The organism is Citrobacter amalonaticus, assembly GCF_037053465.1.
In the GTDB taxonomy this organism is placed as follows: Bacteria; Pseudomonadota; Gammaproteobacteria; order Enterobacterales; family Enterobacteriaceae; genus Citrobacter_A; species Citrobacter_A amalonaticus_H.
Genome location: NZ_JBALIF010000004.1, coordinates 42,923 through 58,174, shown reverse-complemented (window position 1 = coordinate 58,174; position 15,252 = coordinate 42,923). Strand labels below are relative to the sequence as shown.

The following is a 15,252-nucleotide window of genomic DNA, read 5'->3' as shown; positions in this document are numbered from 1 at the left end:
AGGCGTGAGCGTGACCCATACCCGAGATATTCCACAATCGTTCTGGCGCGATGAACGGCTTCCGTGGCTGGAGTTGCGCAGCACCTGGCGCAGCCATCAGGCATACAAGCGTCACCATCATCAGCAACTCTCCATTGGGGCTATTGTGGAGGGAGAGACCCGCTGTATCAGCGCTGGCAAGGAATATCGGCTTCAGGTGGGCGATCTGATTGTGATCCCACCACAGGTATCGCATAGCTGTAATCCCGTCGGCGGACAGTTTCGCAGCTACCATATGCTTTATCTGGATGCGCAGTGGTGCCTGAGCCATCTCCCCGTAGACACGCCCAATACGCTGCTGTCCGCGCCCAGGCCGGTCATCCGCAATCCACATCTTTATCAGCATTTTCTCTCTCTTGTGGCGCTGATGGAAAAACGGCAAAACGCGCAACTGGTCGAGGCAACCCAGCGTTTGCTACGCTCGCTTCCCTTACAGTTCACCAGGCCAGACACGCCGCGCGCGACCAGTCAGTATCTGCAAGAGCAATTGCAAACCCACTTGCTTTCTCCACCGTCGCTTGATGACTTCGCACGCGCCTGCGGCATACGTAAAGAGACGCTGATCCGCACCTTTAAACAGGATACCGGCCTGACGCCGGGCAGTTATCTGAACATCGCACGGATTGATTTTGCCAGAGCCCGTTTGCGCGCCGGGGACGATCTCGCTGACGTTGGCTATCAGAGTGGTTTTGCCGATCAGAGCCATTTTCACCGCACCTTTGTCAGCTATACCGCCGCCACGCCGCGGCAGTATGCGCTGGGGCGATCAATATCAGACAATAAATAGCGTTTCATCCGGCGTAACGTGACGTCAGATTTACACACTGAGGTCACTATGGAACGGTTGTCTGTACTCTTTCCCCCTGCATTTCCCGCGCTGGCGTTAGCGCATTTTGTGGCGCTGCTCAGCCCCGGACCGGATTTCTTTTTACTGGTGGGTTATGCGGTACGCTACCGACTGCGCGGCAGCGCCGGACTGTGCCTGGGTATCGCTGCCGGAAACGGCATCTATATCCTGCTGGCTATCGTTGGCTGGGGGATCCTGCGCGAGCTTCCGCTGCTGTTTACCCTGATAGAGCTGCCTGGCGCGCTCTATTTGCTGTGGATTGGCAGCCTGCTGGTACGCAGTCGTCCGCAGGCGTTAACGGGTAAAGAAGCCCAGCCGACACGCCCAGGTCCAGGTAGACAGATTCTGTTGGGGCTTGGTTCGTCATTGCTTAACCCGAAGAATGCGCTCTTTTACCTGGCGTTGATGACCGCCTTGTTAGGCCCTTCAGTGACGCTGGTACAACAAACCGTCAGCGGCGTCTGGATGACCAGCATAGTGCTGTTCTGGGATCTGTTGATCGTGATGGGGATTGGGCTGCCCGTGGTTCAGCGTCGTTTAAGCCGAGGGATTGTCTGGATCGAGCGTATTGCCGGTGCCGTGTTGATCGCTTTTGGTTGCGGGATCATCGGACGTTTTTGCTACGCTTTTCTCATTTCCATACTGAATGAATCAGGCCATTTTTCTTGATGAATATCAAAATTTAATGATACTTAACGTGTATATTTTCTATTCGACTTATTGTTCCCGAGGTGTAATGTGCTGATTCTCATGTGTAATCGTCACACATTCTGACGAATATCAGAGTGTGTTTCTCTGTCTGTGTTGATTCGCGGACAGCGCTATTGATGACATGAAATTCGGTACATCCGCAGTTTGTTTTATTCCCGTCTTCTGCCTGACGTCCATGCGACGGTATTGAATTTCACGGTTCCCGTTTCGGGATTCTCCACATGGAGTGCGTTTTATATGCAACGGATTTCTGGTTTTTTCTCGCGGCACGCCACGACGTTGTTCTTTCCGATGGCGCTGATTTTGTACGATTTTGCCGCCTACCTGTCGACGGACCTGATACAGCCCGGCATCATCAACGTCGTCCGTGAGTTTAATGCCGATGTCAGCCTGGCACCGGCGGCAGTCAGCCTTTATCTTGCCGGGGGCATGGCGCTGCAATGGCTGCTGGGGCCGCTTTCCGACCGAATCGGCCGTCGTCCGGTACTGATTACAGGAACGCTCATTTTTGCCCTCGCCTGTACCGCCACGCTTTTCACCACCTCAATGACGCAGTTTCTGCTGGCGCGCGTGGTGCAGGGCACCAGTATCTGTTTTATCGCGACGGTAGGTTACGTGACGGTGCAGGAGGCGTTCGGGCAGACGAAAGCCATCAAACTGATGGCAATTATCACCTCTATCGTGCTGGTGGCGCCGATTATTGGCCCCCTTTCCGGCGCAGCACTCATGCATTTCGTCCACTGGAAGGTGCTGTTTGGCATTATTGCGGTCATGGGATTTATCGCCTTTATCGGCCTGTTACTGGCGATGCCGGAAACGGTGAAGCGTGGCGCGGTGCCGTTTAGCGCAATCAGTGTGCTGCGCGATTTCCGCGATGTCTTTCGCAACCGCGTGTTCCTCTTTGGTGCGGCGACGCTGTCATTAAGTTACATCCCGATGATGAGCTGGGTTGCCGTTTCACCGGTGATCCTGATTGACGCGGGCGGTATGACCACCTCACAGTTTGCCTGGGCGCAGGTTCCGGTCTTTGGCGCGGTGATCGTGGCAAACATGATCGTCGCTCGCTTTGTGAAAGATCCCACCGCGCCGCGCTTTATCTGGCGCGCAGCGCCGATACAACTCAGCGGCCTGTTTGTGTTGATTGCCGGGAATCTGCTGTGGCCTCACGTGTGGCTGTGGTCGGTGTTGGGCACCAGCCTGTATGCGTTTGGCATTGGGCTTATCTTCCCGACGCTGTTCCGCTTCACGCTATTCACCAACAACCTGCCGAAAGGCACCGTGTCGGCCTCGCTGAACATGGTGATCCTGGCGGTGATGGCCGTTTCCGTCGAAATCGGTCGCGGACTGTGGTTTAACGGTGGGCGGATCCCGTTTCACCTGCTGGCGGTGATTGCCGGCGTGGCGGTGGTATTTACCCTGAAAGGGTTGTTAACGCGTGTGCGCCAGTATGACGCAACGGAACTGGCAACGGAGAAATGAACACAGGCCCCGCCATGCGGGGCCTTGCCGGATGGCGGCTTGCGCCTTATCCGGCCTACAAATCATTACCTGCCAGGTGCATCGGCGAGTCCTGAAAACACAGGCCCGATCAGCGCAGCGCCATCGGGCATTGCGATATCGCCGGATGGCAGCCTACAAGACAGGGATTACGCAATGCGGGCAAAACCCGCTTCAAGATCGGCAATCAGGTCGCCAACATCTTCCAGACCAATATGTACCCTGACCAGCGTTCCGCTGAAATCGACCTCCCCGGCCGGGCGGATGCTGTTCAACTCTTCCGGCTGGTTCGCCAGAATCAGTGACTCAAAGCCTCCCCATGAATACGCCATGTGGAACAGCGAGAAGTTATCAAGGAAATTCGCTAACTGCTCATCCGTCAGCCGCTTTTTCAGCACAAACGAGAACAGACCTGAACTGCCGGTAAAATCACGGGCGAAATACGCGTGTCCCGGACACTCCGGCAGCGCCGGATGGTTTACGCGCGCCACTTCCGGCCTTTCCGACAGCCAGCGCGCAATTTCAATACTGCTCTCCTGGTGCTGCTTCAGACGAACCGACAGCGTACGCAGCCCACGACTGCCGTTGTACGCGGTATCCGCATCCAGCGTTTGCCCCATCAGATAGGAATTCTCACGTAATTGATCCCAGCAGCGTGCATTGGACACCGCCGTTCCCAGCATGCCATCCGAATGACCAATCGTGTACTTGGTGCCAGCCTGAATGGAGATATCCACCCCGTAGTCCAGTGCTTTAAACAACACACCTGCCGCCCAGGTGTTGTCGATCATAATGACTATCTCCGGATTTACCGCACGGATCGCTTTCACCATGCCCGGTACATCCTGGACCTCCATGGTGATCGAACTCGGTGATTCGAGGAACACCACTTTGGTCTCCGGGCGGATCAGTGAGGCGATCCCCGCGCCAATCATCGGATCATAATACGTGGTTTCGACGTTGAACTTACTCAGGATCTTATTGCAGAAATCCTGCGTCGGTTCGTAGGCCGCACCGGTCATTAGCAGATGGTCGCCGCTCTTAACAAACGCCAGGATCGCATTGGTTACCGCCGCCGCACCGCACGGGTAGAGCGCGCAGCCCACGCCATTCTCCAGTTCGCTCATCGCTTTCTGGAATGCAAAGTGGGTGTAAGTGCCACGGCGACCGTAAAATAACTCACCGTTTGCCCGGTTCGCCGTGGCGAATTTTTTGTCCTTGACGGTATCAAACACCAGCGAAGAGGCCCGCTGGATTATCGGGTTTACCGCGCCCTGGGTATAGCGTTTATCGCGTCCGGCGATGATCAACTGGGTTTCGAGTTTTACTGAATCTTTCATAACCTTTCTTATCCTTTGTCCGTGCGTTAAACCCCGGCTACCGTAGCCGTCGCATTCATCTCTGTCTTCACCGACGTTTTCCCGGCAAAGCGTTCGACAATTTGTGCTGCATTCAAATCATGGATCACGTTTATCAGCGTCGCTGGCGCATCGGTTATCGTGCCCAGTACCACCAGCATCGGGATGGCTTCCATCGGCAGCCCCAGCGTGGTGACGATAAAGATCTCACCGAGGAAGGCGCCACCCGGCACGCCGCCCACAATGATCGCGGAGAGAACGGCGATCAGCATGGTCAGGAAAAACGTCTCGGTGGTGAATTCCATTCCCAGAACCGAATAGATAAAGACGATTTTCAGTGCTGCGATCATCGCCACGCCGCCTTTATTCAGGTTGACCAGCAGCGGGATCGAGACGTCCACAATCTCCGGGTTGATCCCCATCGCCTTGCCTGCGCGCAGGGTGACTGGCAGCGTTCCCAATGAGGAACAGGTGCCCAGCGCCGTCACGGACGGTTCAATGGCGTGTCGCCAGAACGCTTTCACCGCCGGCATCCCCCCGCCGATGTACGAGTAGAGAATGGAGCCGAAAATATAGTAAGCCAGCGTCGCGACCATAAACAGGCCAATGGCACGGGCGAACGTGAGCAACAGCCCGGAGTCCTGGCTGGCCATCGTTGCGGCAAAATAGCAACCCAGCCCCACCGGCGCGACCTTCATGATGATCGACACGATCTTCATAATCACGGTGTTGGCATCTTCCAGCAGCGACGCAATACGTTTACCCGCCTGCTCTGACTGACCAATCGCGACACCGGCAATAATCGCCATCACAATCAGCGCCAGAATATTGGACTTCGAAAACAGGCCAATAAAATCATTGGTGGTGATCATACTGACGAAGTCCATCTTGCCGCTACCCGCCTGTACGGACTGGGAAAGATCGATGGTGACGCCCTGCGCCGGGTTGTACCAGAGGGCAAGCGCCACAATACCGGCAGCGGGAATAAACGCCATTGCAATCGAGACGATAAAGATAATCGCCATTATCCGGCCCAGGCGTTTCAGGTCGGTCATACTGGCGATGGACGACATTACGCTGATCCCCACCAGCGGAACAATAATCATAAATAACAGGTTCAGGAAAATCTGACCTATTGGCTGGAGTTTACTGGCAAACGTCGGCGCATATATGCCTAATAAGCCACCAGCAACCAGAGCAAGTAATAAAATAATCGACGATCTGTAGGGTTCGAGTCGTGACCACATAATCGGTACCTTTTTATAAGAATGAAATTAAATGAGATTAAATTCACAATTTGATGACGTTCCGGTTTTCCTCCTTATTATTTTGTGACGCAACTCACTTAAGTTGTTATTTTTTCATTTTGTCACTTCGTTGTTTCCTGTGATTCAATAGTTGCATGTTTCAAAAGCGAATGTAACGGCCTATTCGTACCGTTTTTGCAAATCACTTGTGAGCAAAAGGAAACAATGAGCACCCCCATCTCTCTCAAGCACTTAGAGTTTTTTGTCCGGATTGTGGACTGCGGAGGATTATCGGAAGCCGCCGCGCAGCTCAACGTCTCACCGTCGGCGGTGAGCAAAAGTCTGGCGGCGATGGAAGATACGCTGGGGACGACATTAATAAAACGGACGACCCGCAGTATTACATTGACCGACGCCGGGCAATATTTATTTAACCGCGCCAATAAACTGCTGAAAGAATTCGATGAAACGTTAAATACGACGTCCGGGTATTATCACAATCCGCAGGGTGAATTACGCATTACCTGCTCGATTGCCTTCGGCTATTCCCGACTGGTCAATCTGGTGGATAAATATCGCACTCAGTATCCGGATGTGAATCTGTATATCGATCTCAATGATGGCTTCGTCAATCTCAACGATACCGATTTTGATATCGCCCTGCGAATTTCCACCGCGCCACCACAAAACTATGCCATGCGCAAGCTGGTCCCCATCCGCTGGGCATATTGCGCCTCGCCGGGATATCTGGCGAAAAAAGGGATGCCTCAGCGCCGCGCCGACCTGGTGAATCATGACTGTCTGGTCTATCCCGGCCTGACGCCAGTGCTGAAGGTGGCGGATGAGCAGGAGCGCCTGCACCAGTTGAAAGTACCGATGCCGATCCAGGCGAACAGCAGTCTGGTGTTGCTGAAATCCGTGCTTGAAGATCAGGGGGTGGCCTATCTCCCCACCTATCTGATAGGCGATCATATCCAGAAAGAGGAGATCACCCCGCTGATGCTCGACGGTACGATCACCTGCGAAACGCACACCCTGTACGCGCTCTATTTTCCCAGCAAATACAGCAATCCGAAGGTGCGCTCGTTTATTGATTTTCTGGTAGCCGAACTGGGGACACTCCCCGCATGGGATAACTGGATCCCGGACTGATCTGCGCTTGTTTTTGCACGATCCCCCCGTCTGGCTCTATCCTTAAGCCTATGGATAAAATTGCTGAACTCAAACGCGCCAAACTGCTGGCGCTTTCGTTACTGCTGATCGCGGCAACCACATTCGTCGTCACCCTTTTCCTGCCGCCCGGCTTTTGGGTGAATGGAATCAAAGCCATTGCCGAAGCAGCGATGGTCGGTGCGCTGGCGGACTGGTTCGCGGTGGTGGCGCTGTTTCGTCGCGTCCCGATCCCCTTCATTTCGCGCCATACGGCGATTATCCCACGTAATAAAGACCGGATCGGCGAAAATCTCGGGCAGTTTGTCCAGGAGAAATTCCTCGATACGCAATCCCTGGTCGCGCTGATCCGCCGCCACGAACCAGCACGGCTTATCGGTAACTGGTTCAGCCAACCGGAAAACGCGCAGCGGGTTGGACAGCATCTGTTGCAGATCATGAGTGGTTTTCTGGAACTGACCGACGATACGCGTATCCAGCGTTTGCTCAAGCGCGCCGTGCATAAGGCGATTGATAAGGTTGACCTTTCGGGCACCAGCGCCCTGATGCTGGAAAGCATGACCAAAAACGATCGCCACCAGGTGCTGCTCGATACGCTGATCGCGCAGTTGATCGCCCTGTTGCAGCGCGACAGTTCGCGAACCTTTATCGCTCAGCAAATCGTGCGCTGGCTGGAAACCGAGCATCCGCTAAAGGCGAAGGTTTTGCCCACCGAGTGGCTGGGGGAGCACAGCGCCGAACTGGTCTCCGATGCCGTCAATTCTCTGCTGGATGATATCAGCCACGATCGCGCCCATCAGATCCGCCATGCCTTTGATCGCGCGACATTCAGGCTTATCGACAAACTGAAAAACGATCCGGAAATGGCGAACCGGGCGGAAAGCATCAAGGATTACCTGAAAGAGGATGAAGCCTTTAACCGTTATCTGGGCGAACTGTGGGGAGATTTACGTCAGTGGCTGAAAAACGACATCAATGCTGACGATTCCCGCGTCAAACAGCGAATTGCCCACGCCGGGCAGTGGTTTGGCGAAACGCTGATCGCCGATGAGGCGCTCCGCGCTTCACTTAACGGTCACCTGGAGCAAGCCGCGCATCGGGTCGCGCCGGACTTCGCCACCTTTCTGACCCGCCATATCAGCGATACGGTGAAAAGTTGGGATGCCCGCGATATGTCCCGCCAAATCGAACTGAACATCGGCAAAGATTTGCAGTTTATCCGCGTCAACGGCACGCTGGTTGGCGGGAGCATCGGGCTGGTGTTATATCTGTTGTCGCAAATCCCTTCCCTGTTGCCCGTTCTGGCCCATTTTTAAGGAGAAAAAATGGCTGAAATCACCTTATCACCCGCTGAACGTGAACGTCTGCGCAATGCGCTTACGGACTATTGCCGCGACCATTTCGAACTGGAGCTTGAGCAGTTTGACGCCGAGTTTTTTATCGATTTTATCAGCGAAAAACTGGGCCCCGCGTACTATAACGCGGGCATAGAAGAGGCAATCCGTACGCATCTTGCGTGGAGCGAACGCATTCAGGAAGAGATCGATCTGAAGAAAATAATAGAGTGACCGACCTTGCGGAAAGTCACTGGTAAATTTTTTCACCCGCCCTACCCATTTGTTATAAATTTGTTACTCTCAAAATAATCACTCGCAGAATAACCCTGGGTAAGGCATGAGCCAGCAGCAGCACAGCGCAGATCGGTATTCATTCAGTACGGCCCTTTTCGGGATGATGGTCCTTACGCTTGGCATGGGAATTGGCCGCTTTCTCTATACGCCCATGTTGCCGGTATTGCTCGCGGAGGGACGTTTCACTTTTACGCAACTGTCGTGGATAGCCAGCGTTAACTACGCGGGCTATCTGGTCGGCAGCCTGCTGTTCTCCTTCGGTCTATTTCATCTGCCTGGCCGCTTGCGCCCGATGCTTCTGAGTGCGGCAGTGGCAACCGGGGCGTTGATTCTTGCGATGGCGCTGTTCTCCGGGCCTGCGATGATTATGCTGGTGCGTTTTCTGGCGGGAATAGCCAGCGCGGGGATGCTGATTTTTGGCTCCACTCTGGTATTGCAACATACCCGTAACCCGTTCGTGATTGCGTCGCTGTTCTCAGGCGTTGGCGTCGGCATTGCGCTGGGTAACGAGTATGTGATCGCAGGGCTACATTTTGCCCTCACCTCCCATGCGTTATGGCGCTGGGCGGCGGCGTTTTCAGGCGTGCTGGTAGTTCTGCTGGCGCTGCTGCTCCCGTCGCGCGACCACACATTGCCTGCCGCGACGCTGGCAAAACAGGAACAACAGACTATGCGCTGGTGGCTGTTGGCGCTTCTCTATGGCCTGGCCGGTTTTGGCTACATTATTGTCGCCACCTATTTGCCGCTCATGGCGAAAGGCGCAGGCTCTCCGCTGCTGACGGTGCATCTGTGGACGTTGGTCGGCGTCTCGATTGTTCCGGGTTGTTTCGCCTGGCTGTGGGCGGCGAAGCGCTGGGGCGTGTTGCAATGTCTGACGGCGAATCTGGTGATTCAGGCCGCCTGCGTGATCCTGACGCTTGCCAGTGGTTCACCCTGGTTACTGGTACTGAGCAGCATTGGGTTTGGCGCGACGTTTATGGGCACCACATCGCTGGTGATGACGCTTGCCCGCCAGCTCAGCGTTCCGGGCAATATCAATCTGCTGGGGTTTGTGACGCTGACCTATGGTATCGGGCAAATTCTGGGACCGCTGTTAACCACCCTTTTAGGCAGCGGCACACAGGCGATCACAGAGGCCACGCTGTGCGGCGCGCTGGCGCTGTTTATCGCCGCAGGTATCAGCGCGCGACAATGTGTGATACATAAACGGACGCTGGCATGCCGTCTCAAAGAGATGCGCCAGAAGTCACTCTGACCTTCGTGTGACAGCGTATTCAGGGGACATTCAGTCCCCTCATTTTATCGCCAGACCTCCAGCACAACTGAGCCAAAGTTATTCCAGTACATGCCGGAGACATCATTCGCAAAAGCCACCAGCGCACCATTTCGAGGCGAAATCCAGCCGTTGCTTAATCGGCTGCCATCGCCAATAACAAACATTGTGTCTGTCGATTTATCTATTGCGCCAATGAGCGTAAACCAGGTGGCCGAATCATGATGACAGCGCAACCAGGCTTTGGCGAAGTTCAGATAATCGGCGCGGTAACCATTCGCATCACAACAATGGCTCATGTCGCACCACTTACCGGTGACGCGAAAGAAATACCTGACCCCCTGCTCAACGAACAGATCCGTTTCAGCCCATTTATCGCGTGAACTGATTGATGTTCGCTTCACCAGCCGTGAAGCCAGCGGAGGAACGTGCGTTCGATCAGCCATACATCATCCACCTTTATGTTAACGAGGTTACACAGGCCGCAGCTGGCCGTTCATAAAACGATGAAGACGATAAGGAAAGTAACAATAATATTTATGAACACTGCGACCACACTCCATACCAGGAAAGTTGTAGTCTGCGCGCGCCGTTTCATACGATGATTTGATGTGATGGCACCTTCTGAGGAGAGTCATTTACCGACATTATTCAGCATCTTCCTGCGGAAAGAGCAGGTGGTACTCTTTCGTAAGAGCCTCCGCTTTGCCCGGCTCTCCCTGATACTGCGCAATCGAAATCATACTTAGCCAGATATTTCTGTCGTTGTGGTGCAAAGAGTACTTCTGCGCCTGCGACATAAATTCATTTAACAGGTTAGCGTCATGTGTTGCGTTAAACTTAATCAGCAAACTCACCATGGAATCATATTTTGCACGTTCGTATTGCGTGTCAAAATACCAGGGCGTGGCATCAGGATAGCCAATATACCCGGCCCGTTCATAATGCGTTAACTGGCTATGGGTATATAACGCCAACAGGCTATAGGAGATTAGAGCAACACCGAGAAGACTCACCAGCATCGTTTTTCGATAGGCGTGTTTTATCTCTCCGGCAGGAATGTCTCTCTCCCCAAGACGCAGCAGAGTGACAAAAACCGCTAAATGAATAAAGGACTGATAAAACGGATATTCCAGATTTAAATGAACCAGAAAAGGGAGAACCAGCAGAGAATAGCCCGCTGACGCGGCCTTATGTTTCCCTTCCGCGATGACATTTTTTATCCAGCCGATGACCAGAAATATCACCCCCACCAGTGCAATCATGCCTCCCTGGAACCACGCATACAGCAACTCATTATGGGGGTGAGTGATAACGCCAAACTGATATTCAGGCTGTGGGTGTGTCATAATAAAACGGCTAAACGCGTATTCATAGGTACCATATCCCCAGCCCAGCCACGGTTTTAGCGCGATCATCACCAGCGTCGCTTTTAAGATAAAAAACCGCGCCTTATCCGATTGCCTGAACTCTCTGGCCATTGAGATCATTTCACCATTGATCATGATATGAGTATGTGAAACAACCCAGGCGCCAGCGGTAAAACTGAGAGACATGAGGACAAAAACGCTAATCACTTTGCGTTTATTTTTGAACCTGGCTATAAACCATAAACCTGCGAGAACAGTTAACATGCCTATTATACCGGCTCTTGATTGAATAATAGACAGCGTAAACGTCAGGGCTGATAACCCTGTGCAGTATAAACATACCGGGATTTTCCTTGTTTCACGCAGCAACAAGAAAAAACCGCACCCAATGCCGGTCGCCAGAAAACTGGCCAGTAAATTGACCTGTTGAAATATGCCGTAAGGTCGCCCGTGATTTCTAATCCAGTCGTACTCATACACATGCATCGCCAACTGCGGGCAAAATACCTGGATGAGCGCAATCACACACTGTGCCAACGCAACAAAAAAAATTAACAAGACTACGTTATTTTTAGCCTGCCTACTGATGTACCATTTCTGCGTTAACCACCAGCAGAAAAAAGCCAGAATTAAAATAAAACTTCCACGGTCGTCTTTAATATAAAAAAGCCACGGCACACAAAGGCAGAGAAAACCGATATAGAGCCAGTTATTATTAGGTTGTATCCGGGATTGCGCAGACGCAAAAAGAGGACTTAAAACAAGTCCACTGCCAAGAAGCAGTAAAAACAGTAAATTGTAAGCAAGCCGTACCCCGGCCCCTCCGGATGAGGGGATATACCAGGATGTCAGAATGCAGCAAATAATAATGATAATTTTAAACATAGTGTGGCTTTATCAACTGGCTCACAGAAAACGTCCCGCGCAGAACACTAACGCACTGCATCAAGTAAACGTTACTGTTGTGTTATTATTACGGTTGCGCTGGCCGTAAATGCGCCCGTTGGCACATCCCCAATGGTCACAGCAGGATCGCGCACCGCCTCAAATGCCAGGTCAACTTGATTAGATCCTGGAACAAATGAAATCGGTACAATATCGCTGTTCGAAAGAGGGGCATTATTATAAATAATCGCTACACCCACGCCATTAGCCGATGACTTCACGGTCTGAATGCCATTTACCGTCAGCGGTGTGTAATTAAGCTGCATATTGACAGGAATACTGTCAACTTCTCCCGTACATTGTACCGGAACTGAAATATGCCGGGCTGTGCCTGTCCCGGGCGTTGTCGCAAGCTGCGCACGATCAAGTGTGTCAAGAGTGACATTCAACGCATTGCCATTATTAATTGAACATGACGTAGGCGGTTCTGGCGGTGTGGGCGGCAACGGAGGGCTTCCTGTGCAGTTTGAGTACATTGTCTCTACTGTTTTCAGATAATACTTTTGCCCCGATTCATCGATCAGTCGATAACATATTGACAGCGTAAGAGGAGGCTGCAATCCCGGGTCGTAATCCTGTCCATGAACCGTAATATTCTGCTGATCAATGGGGATGTTTTCATCAAAATAGGCGGCACTCGTCAAGGCAAAATTCCAGGTTGAGAATGTGCCCTGAATGGCTGCATTTATCTCAACTCTGTAGTTACCAGAATGTGGAACATATTGGTCCGGAACAGGAGTGAGCGTACAAATATTGGCTTTGAATAGTATTCGCTGATCCGCTCCAGGGCCTGTGGAACCACCACACAGTATTTCGTATGGTTCATACTCCATTCCGTGAGCCCCCGTGATTTTTGCATTGGCAGAGATATGCCATAACCCACTAAGCAAAATTAACAGGACACCAGCGTATTCATATATGCCTCTCAGCATAGCGCGTTGAGATATCATCATAATTTCTTTGACCAGATCATTATTGATAATTCATTTCAAACGTAGCGATAGCGGTAAAATTACCCGCCGTGATGGTTTGGTTCTTGATTGCTTCCGGTTCACCGGCAACATAGGCGTTAAATATTAGCGTATTATTGCCATTAACCAACGTTGTCGCAGGCGCGGGTTGATTAAACGGAATAGCAACCCCCTGTTGCGTTTCCATGCCGATGGCAATACCACTGGCGGAACCGCTGACGCTCAATGTTCCAGGTAAAGACTGGCTCTCCGCACCTTTAAAGGTGAAGATAACGGCGCTTCCCAGGGATATATCACAATGAATAAGATTAATAGTGAACGGGATGCTTTCTGTCCGGTTGTTTATGTATAAATACTTTTTAATCACCGTTTTAAAATCAACGGTTAGATCCGATGTTGCAGGGTCTAAATCACAGGGCTCACTGACCAGCGTGCCAGAGAATTTCAGATTGTTTTCTACCGCCATTGCCTGACCTGCCAGCATTATGCCAGCAACAAAGGTGAAAATTACGCCCCAACGTTGTTTCATATTTTGGCCTTATTCGTAATCCGCAGTTAAGGTTGCTGTGGCGGTAAATGCCTGTTCAGTCAGTTCGATGGCCGGATCTTTGACGGGTACCGCCGTCAGTTGCAACGTAGACAATGCCCCCAATGTGGTCTGGAGCGCTTTATTCAGTTGCAGCGGTTGCCCGTTTGCCTGAATTTCAATACCCAGCCCATTGGCACTGGTGACGACGGCTGCCGGGTCGAAACCAGTCGCATTACCGCTGACGGTCAGTTTTAACGGAGAGTTGTCGGGTGCGCCATGGCAGTCAACCACATACGGTATCGACTGCATATATTCCACACCGTCAACGCGCTTAACCCCGACATTGCCAAAGGGAATATTCATGACATCATCGTTATTGACCGTACAGGGAGTTGAAACAATAAAAGAGCCAGTGAATTCAAAATTAACCGCATCCCCCGTTTGCGCCGCCGAAACAGAAAGTGAGACGCCGAGAACCAGAAAGAACACAGAGACGAGAGAGAAAGTCATTTTATTCATGACGTTAACCCTAATTAAAAGCCATCGTCAGCGTACCCGATGCAGAAAACGTATCACCGCTGGCTACGTTGCTGCTGTTGGATGTGCTGATTTGTACCAGTTGTGCCTGCAATGACGGCGCGTTGGCCTGGTCCACATTAAACCACTGCCCCATACTCTGTGCGGCACCGTTGACCAGCAACTGGATTGCTATAATCCCCTTATTGGTCTTCAGCACCTGCGTACCATTATAGGTTTGGTAACTGCCACTGGTGGACGTAAATCGCATTTGCAGTAAGCCTGCGGTATCCCCTGAACAGGTAAAATCGCTGGTTAACGGGCGTTGATAATTGCCTTCAAGCTGAACCGTATTGTTTCCCACACTTTTAAGAGTGACGGGACCGAAATCAACATTTAGCGTTCCCCCCTGATTGAACGTACAGGAACCGTTCGCCACCAGGGTGCCAGAAATATTGATATTGAGAGAATATTGATCGCCCTTATCCGCCAGCGCTAACGGACTAAGCGCGAGCGCAGAAAGCACTATCATGCTTTTTAACCCGTTCTTCCCACCAGTCAAAGACAGAGGACTAGTCATAATTCACCTTAAAATCAAGCACAGTCCGAAACTCACCGGCAATGAGCGGCGCCTGAGTACGAACCGGGGTGACGGTATAGATCAACTGATCGTCACCAGGTGAAACGAACTGTGGCCGCCCGCGTTCGCCGGGATAAATCTGATGACCGCTGCTGTCGCGAATCAATAGTCCGGCCCCCCGAATCCCTTTCATCATCAGCAGTGACGGATTATCCGGGTCAAGCACTCCGGTAAAACTGACAGTGATGACGGGCTGTATGGCATCCCAGGTGACTATGCCGCGAGTCAGATCCGTGATCTTTCCGCCACTGCGCTGGCAGGCGCGTAAACGCAGGACGAAAGTCGACGACGGGCCGCTATCGCCAGTTTTTTGCAATGCAGCGAGAGGGATAGCAGGCATCTTCACTTCCTGAAAGTCTGAACGCATATCCAGACGACAGGCACCTTCAAGCAGCGAGCCATAGAAATGCAGCTCTCCATTCTGCCCCCCGGTATTTTCGCCATAACCGGGCAAGGCGATTGACGCAAGAGATGCTGCCAGGAAGCCCGTTTTAACGAAGGATGCCAT

16 protein-coding genes are annotated in these 15,252 nt (G+C 52.3%); 7 read left to right on the top strand and 9 right to left on the bottom strand.

The annotated features are described in order from the left end of the window. The first annotated feature begins 10 nt into the window (after positions 1–10). From WB371_RS08030 to mdtM, 3 genes are all read left to right on the top strand, one after another. On the top strand, positions 11–826 hold the full coding sequence (locus tag WB371_RS08030) for an AraC family transcriptional regulator (RefSeq protein WP_336219553.1): 816 nt from the start codon (positions 11–13) through the stop codon (positions 824–826). A gap of 48 nt (positions 827–874) precedes the next feature. Further along, complete coding sequence (locus WB371_RS08025) at positions 875–1,555, top strand: LysE family translocator (protein ID WP_336219552.1); 681 nt, start codon at positions 875–877, stop codon at positions 1,553–1,555. Between the two features lie 288 nt (positions 1,556–1,843). Next, on the top strand, positions 1,844–3,076 hold the full coding sequence (gene mdtM / locus WB371_RS08020; protein ID WP_336219854.1) for a multidrug efflux MFS transporter MdtM: 1,233 nt from the start codon (positions 1,844–1,846) through the stop codon (positions 3,074–3,076). A 167-nt stretch (positions 3,077–3,243) separates the two neighbouring features. Here the strand turns inward: mdtM and metC are convergent, their stop codons facing one another. Both metC and WB371_RS08010 read right to left on the bottom strand, forming a co-directional pair. Then, positions 3,244–4,434 carry a cystathionine beta-lyase gene (gene metC / locus WB371_RS08015; protein ID WP_336219551.1) on the bottom strand — a complete coding sequence of 397 codons (1,191 nt, stop codon included), beginning with the start codon at positions 4,432–4,434 and terminating at the stop codon, positions 3,244–3,246. Positions 4,435–4,460: 26 nt separating this feature from the next. Then, on the bottom strand, positions 4,461–5,699 hold the full coding sequence (locus WB371_RS08010) for a dicarboxylate/amino acid:cation symporter (RefSeq protein WP_336219550.1): 1,239 nt from the start codon (positions 5,697–5,699) through the stop codon (positions 4,461–4,463). Between the two features lie 225 nt (positions 5,700–5,924). On the opposite strand from WB371_RS08010, the gene WB371_RS08005 reads away from it, so the two are divergent. From WB371_RS08005 to WB371_RS07990, 4 genes are all read left to right on the top strand, one after another. Beyond that, on the top strand, positions 5,925–6,851 hold the full coding sequence (locus WB371_RS08005; protein ID WP_336219549.1) for a LysR family transcriptional regulator: 927 nt from the start codon (positions 5,925–5,927) through the stop codon (positions 6,849–6,851). Between the two features lie 50 nt (positions 6,852–6,901). Then, positions 6,902–8,185, top strand: coding sequence for a DUF445 domain-containing protein (locus WB371_RS08000; RefSeq protein WP_336219548.1), 1,284 nt, complete (start codon positions 6,902–6,904; stop codon positions 8,183–8,185). A gap of 9 nt (positions 8,186–8,194) precedes the next feature. After that, positions 8,195–8,437, top strand: coding sequence for a DUF2164 domain-containing protein (locus WB371_RS07995; RefSeq protein WP_336219547.1), 243 nt, complete (start codon positions 8,195–8,197; stop codon positions 8,435–8,437). A 106-nt stretch (positions 8,438–8,543) separates the two neighbouring features. Continuing rightward, positions 8,544–9,755: an MFS transporter gene (locus WB371_RS07990; RefSeq protein WP_336219546.1), complete on the top strand. Its 1,212-nt coding sequence runs from the start codon at positions 8,544–8,546 to the stop codon at positions 9,753–9,755. 44 nt (positions 9,756–9,799) lie between these two features. On the opposite strand, the gene WB371_RS07985 is transcribed toward WB371_RS07990, so the two are convergent. The 7 genes from WB371_RS07985 to WB371_RS07955 all read right to left on the bottom strand — a co-directional run bounded on the left by WB371_RS07985 (position 9,800) and on the right by WB371_RS07955 (position 15,252). Then, positions 9,800–10,219, bottom strand: coding sequence for a hypothetical protein (locus tag WB371_RS07985; protein ID WP_336219545.1), 420 nt, complete (start codon positions 10,217–10,219; stop codon positions 9,800–9,802). Between the two features lie 201 nt (positions 10,220–10,420). Next, entirely contained in the window at positions 10,421–12,028 is a 1,608-nt protein-coding gene (locus tag WB371_RS07980; protein WP_336219544.1) for a PglL family O-oligosaccharyltransferase, read from the bottom strand. Positions 12,029–12,099: 71 nt separating this feature from the next. Continuing rightward, entirely contained in the window at positions 12,100–12,921 is an 822-nt protein-coding gene (locus WB371_RS07975) for a fimbrial protein (RefSeq protein WP_336219543.1), read from the bottom strand. Between the two features lie 139 nt (positions 12,922–13,060). Further along, a complete protein-coding gene (locus WB371_RS07970; RefSeq protein WP_336219542.1) occupies positions 13,061–13,588 on the bottom strand; it encodes a fimbrial protein in 528 nt (175 codons plus the stop codon). A 9-nt stretch (positions 13,589–13,597) separates the two neighbouring features. Continuing rightward, complete coding sequence (locus WB371_RS07965) at positions 13,598–14,107, bottom strand: fimbrial protein (protein WP_336219541.1); 510 nt, start codon at positions 14,105–14,107, stop codon at positions 13,598–13,600. 10 nt (positions 14,108–14,117) lie between these two features. Then, positions 14,118–14,684 (bottom strand): fimbrial protein, encoded by a 567-nt coding sequence (locus WB371_RS07960; protein ID WP_336219540.1) that lies wholly within the window; start codon positions 14,682–14,684, stop codon positions 14,118–14,120. Further along, positions 14,677–15,252: a fimbrial protein gene (locus WB371_RS07955; protein ID WP_336219539.1), complete on the bottom strand. Its 576-nt coding sequence runs from the start codon at positions 15,250–15,252 to the stop codon at positions 14,677–14,679. Before WB371_RS07955 ends, WB371_RS07960 begins: the two co-directional genes overlap by 8 nt.

Bases quoted from the DNA above. Each gene is read 5' to 3' on its own strand.
- WB371_RS08025 (WP_336219552.1), top strand. From the start codon at position 875: ATGGAACGGTTGTCTGTACTCTTTCCCCCTGCATTTCCCGCGCTGGCG.
- metC (WP_336219551.1), bottom strand. From the start codon at position 4,434: ATGAAAGATTCAGTAAAACTCGAAACCCAGTTGATCATCGCCGGACGC.
- WB371_RS08010 (WP_336219550.1), bottom strand. From the start codon at position 5,699: ATGTGGTCACGACTCGAACCCTACAGATCGTCGATTATTTTATTACTT.
- WB371_RS08005 (WP_336219549.1), top strand. From the start codon at position 5,925: ATGAGCACCCCCATCTCTCTCAAGCACTTAGAGTTTTTTGTCCGGATT.
- WB371_RS08000 (WP_336219548.1), top strand. From the start codon at position 6,902: ATGGATAAAATTGCTGAACTCAAACGCGCCAAACTGCTGGCGCTTTCG.
- WB371_RS07995 (WP_336219547.1), top strand. From the start codon at position 8,195: ATGGCTGAAATCACCTTATCACCCGCTGAACGTGAACGTCTGCGCAAT.
- WB371_RS07990 (WP_336219546.1), top strand. From the start codon at position 8,544: ATGAGCCAGCAGCAGCACAGCGCAGATCGGTATTCATTCAGTACGGCC.
- WB371_RS07985 (WP_336219545.1), bottom strand. From the start codon at position 10,219: ATGGCTGATCGAACGCACGTTCCTCCGCTGGCTTCACGGCTGGTGAAG.
- WB371_RS07980 (WP_336219544.1), bottom strand. From the start codon at position 12,028: ATGTTTAAAATTATCATTATTATTTGCTGCATTCTGACATCCTGGTAT.
- WB371_RS07975 (WP_336219543.1), bottom strand. From the start codon at position 12,921: ATGGAGTATGAACCATACGAAATACTGTGTGGTGGTTCCACAGGCCCT.
- WB371_RS07970 (WP_336219542.1), bottom strand. From the start codon at position 13,588: ATGAAACAACGTTGGGGCGTAATTTTCACCTTTGTTGCTGGCATAATG.
- WB371_RS07965 (WP_336219541.1), bottom strand. From the start codon at position 14,107: ATGAATAAAATGACTTTCTCTCTCGTCTCTGTGTTCTTTCTGGTTCTC.
- WB371_RS07960 (WP_336219540.1), bottom strand. From the start codon at position 14,684: ATGACTAGTCCTCTGTCTTTGACTGGTGGGAAGAACGGGTTAAAAAGC.
- WB371_RS07955 (WP_336219539.1), bottom strand. From the start codon at position 15,252: ATGGCATCCTTCGTTAAAACGGGCTTCCTGGCAGCATCTCTTGCGTCA.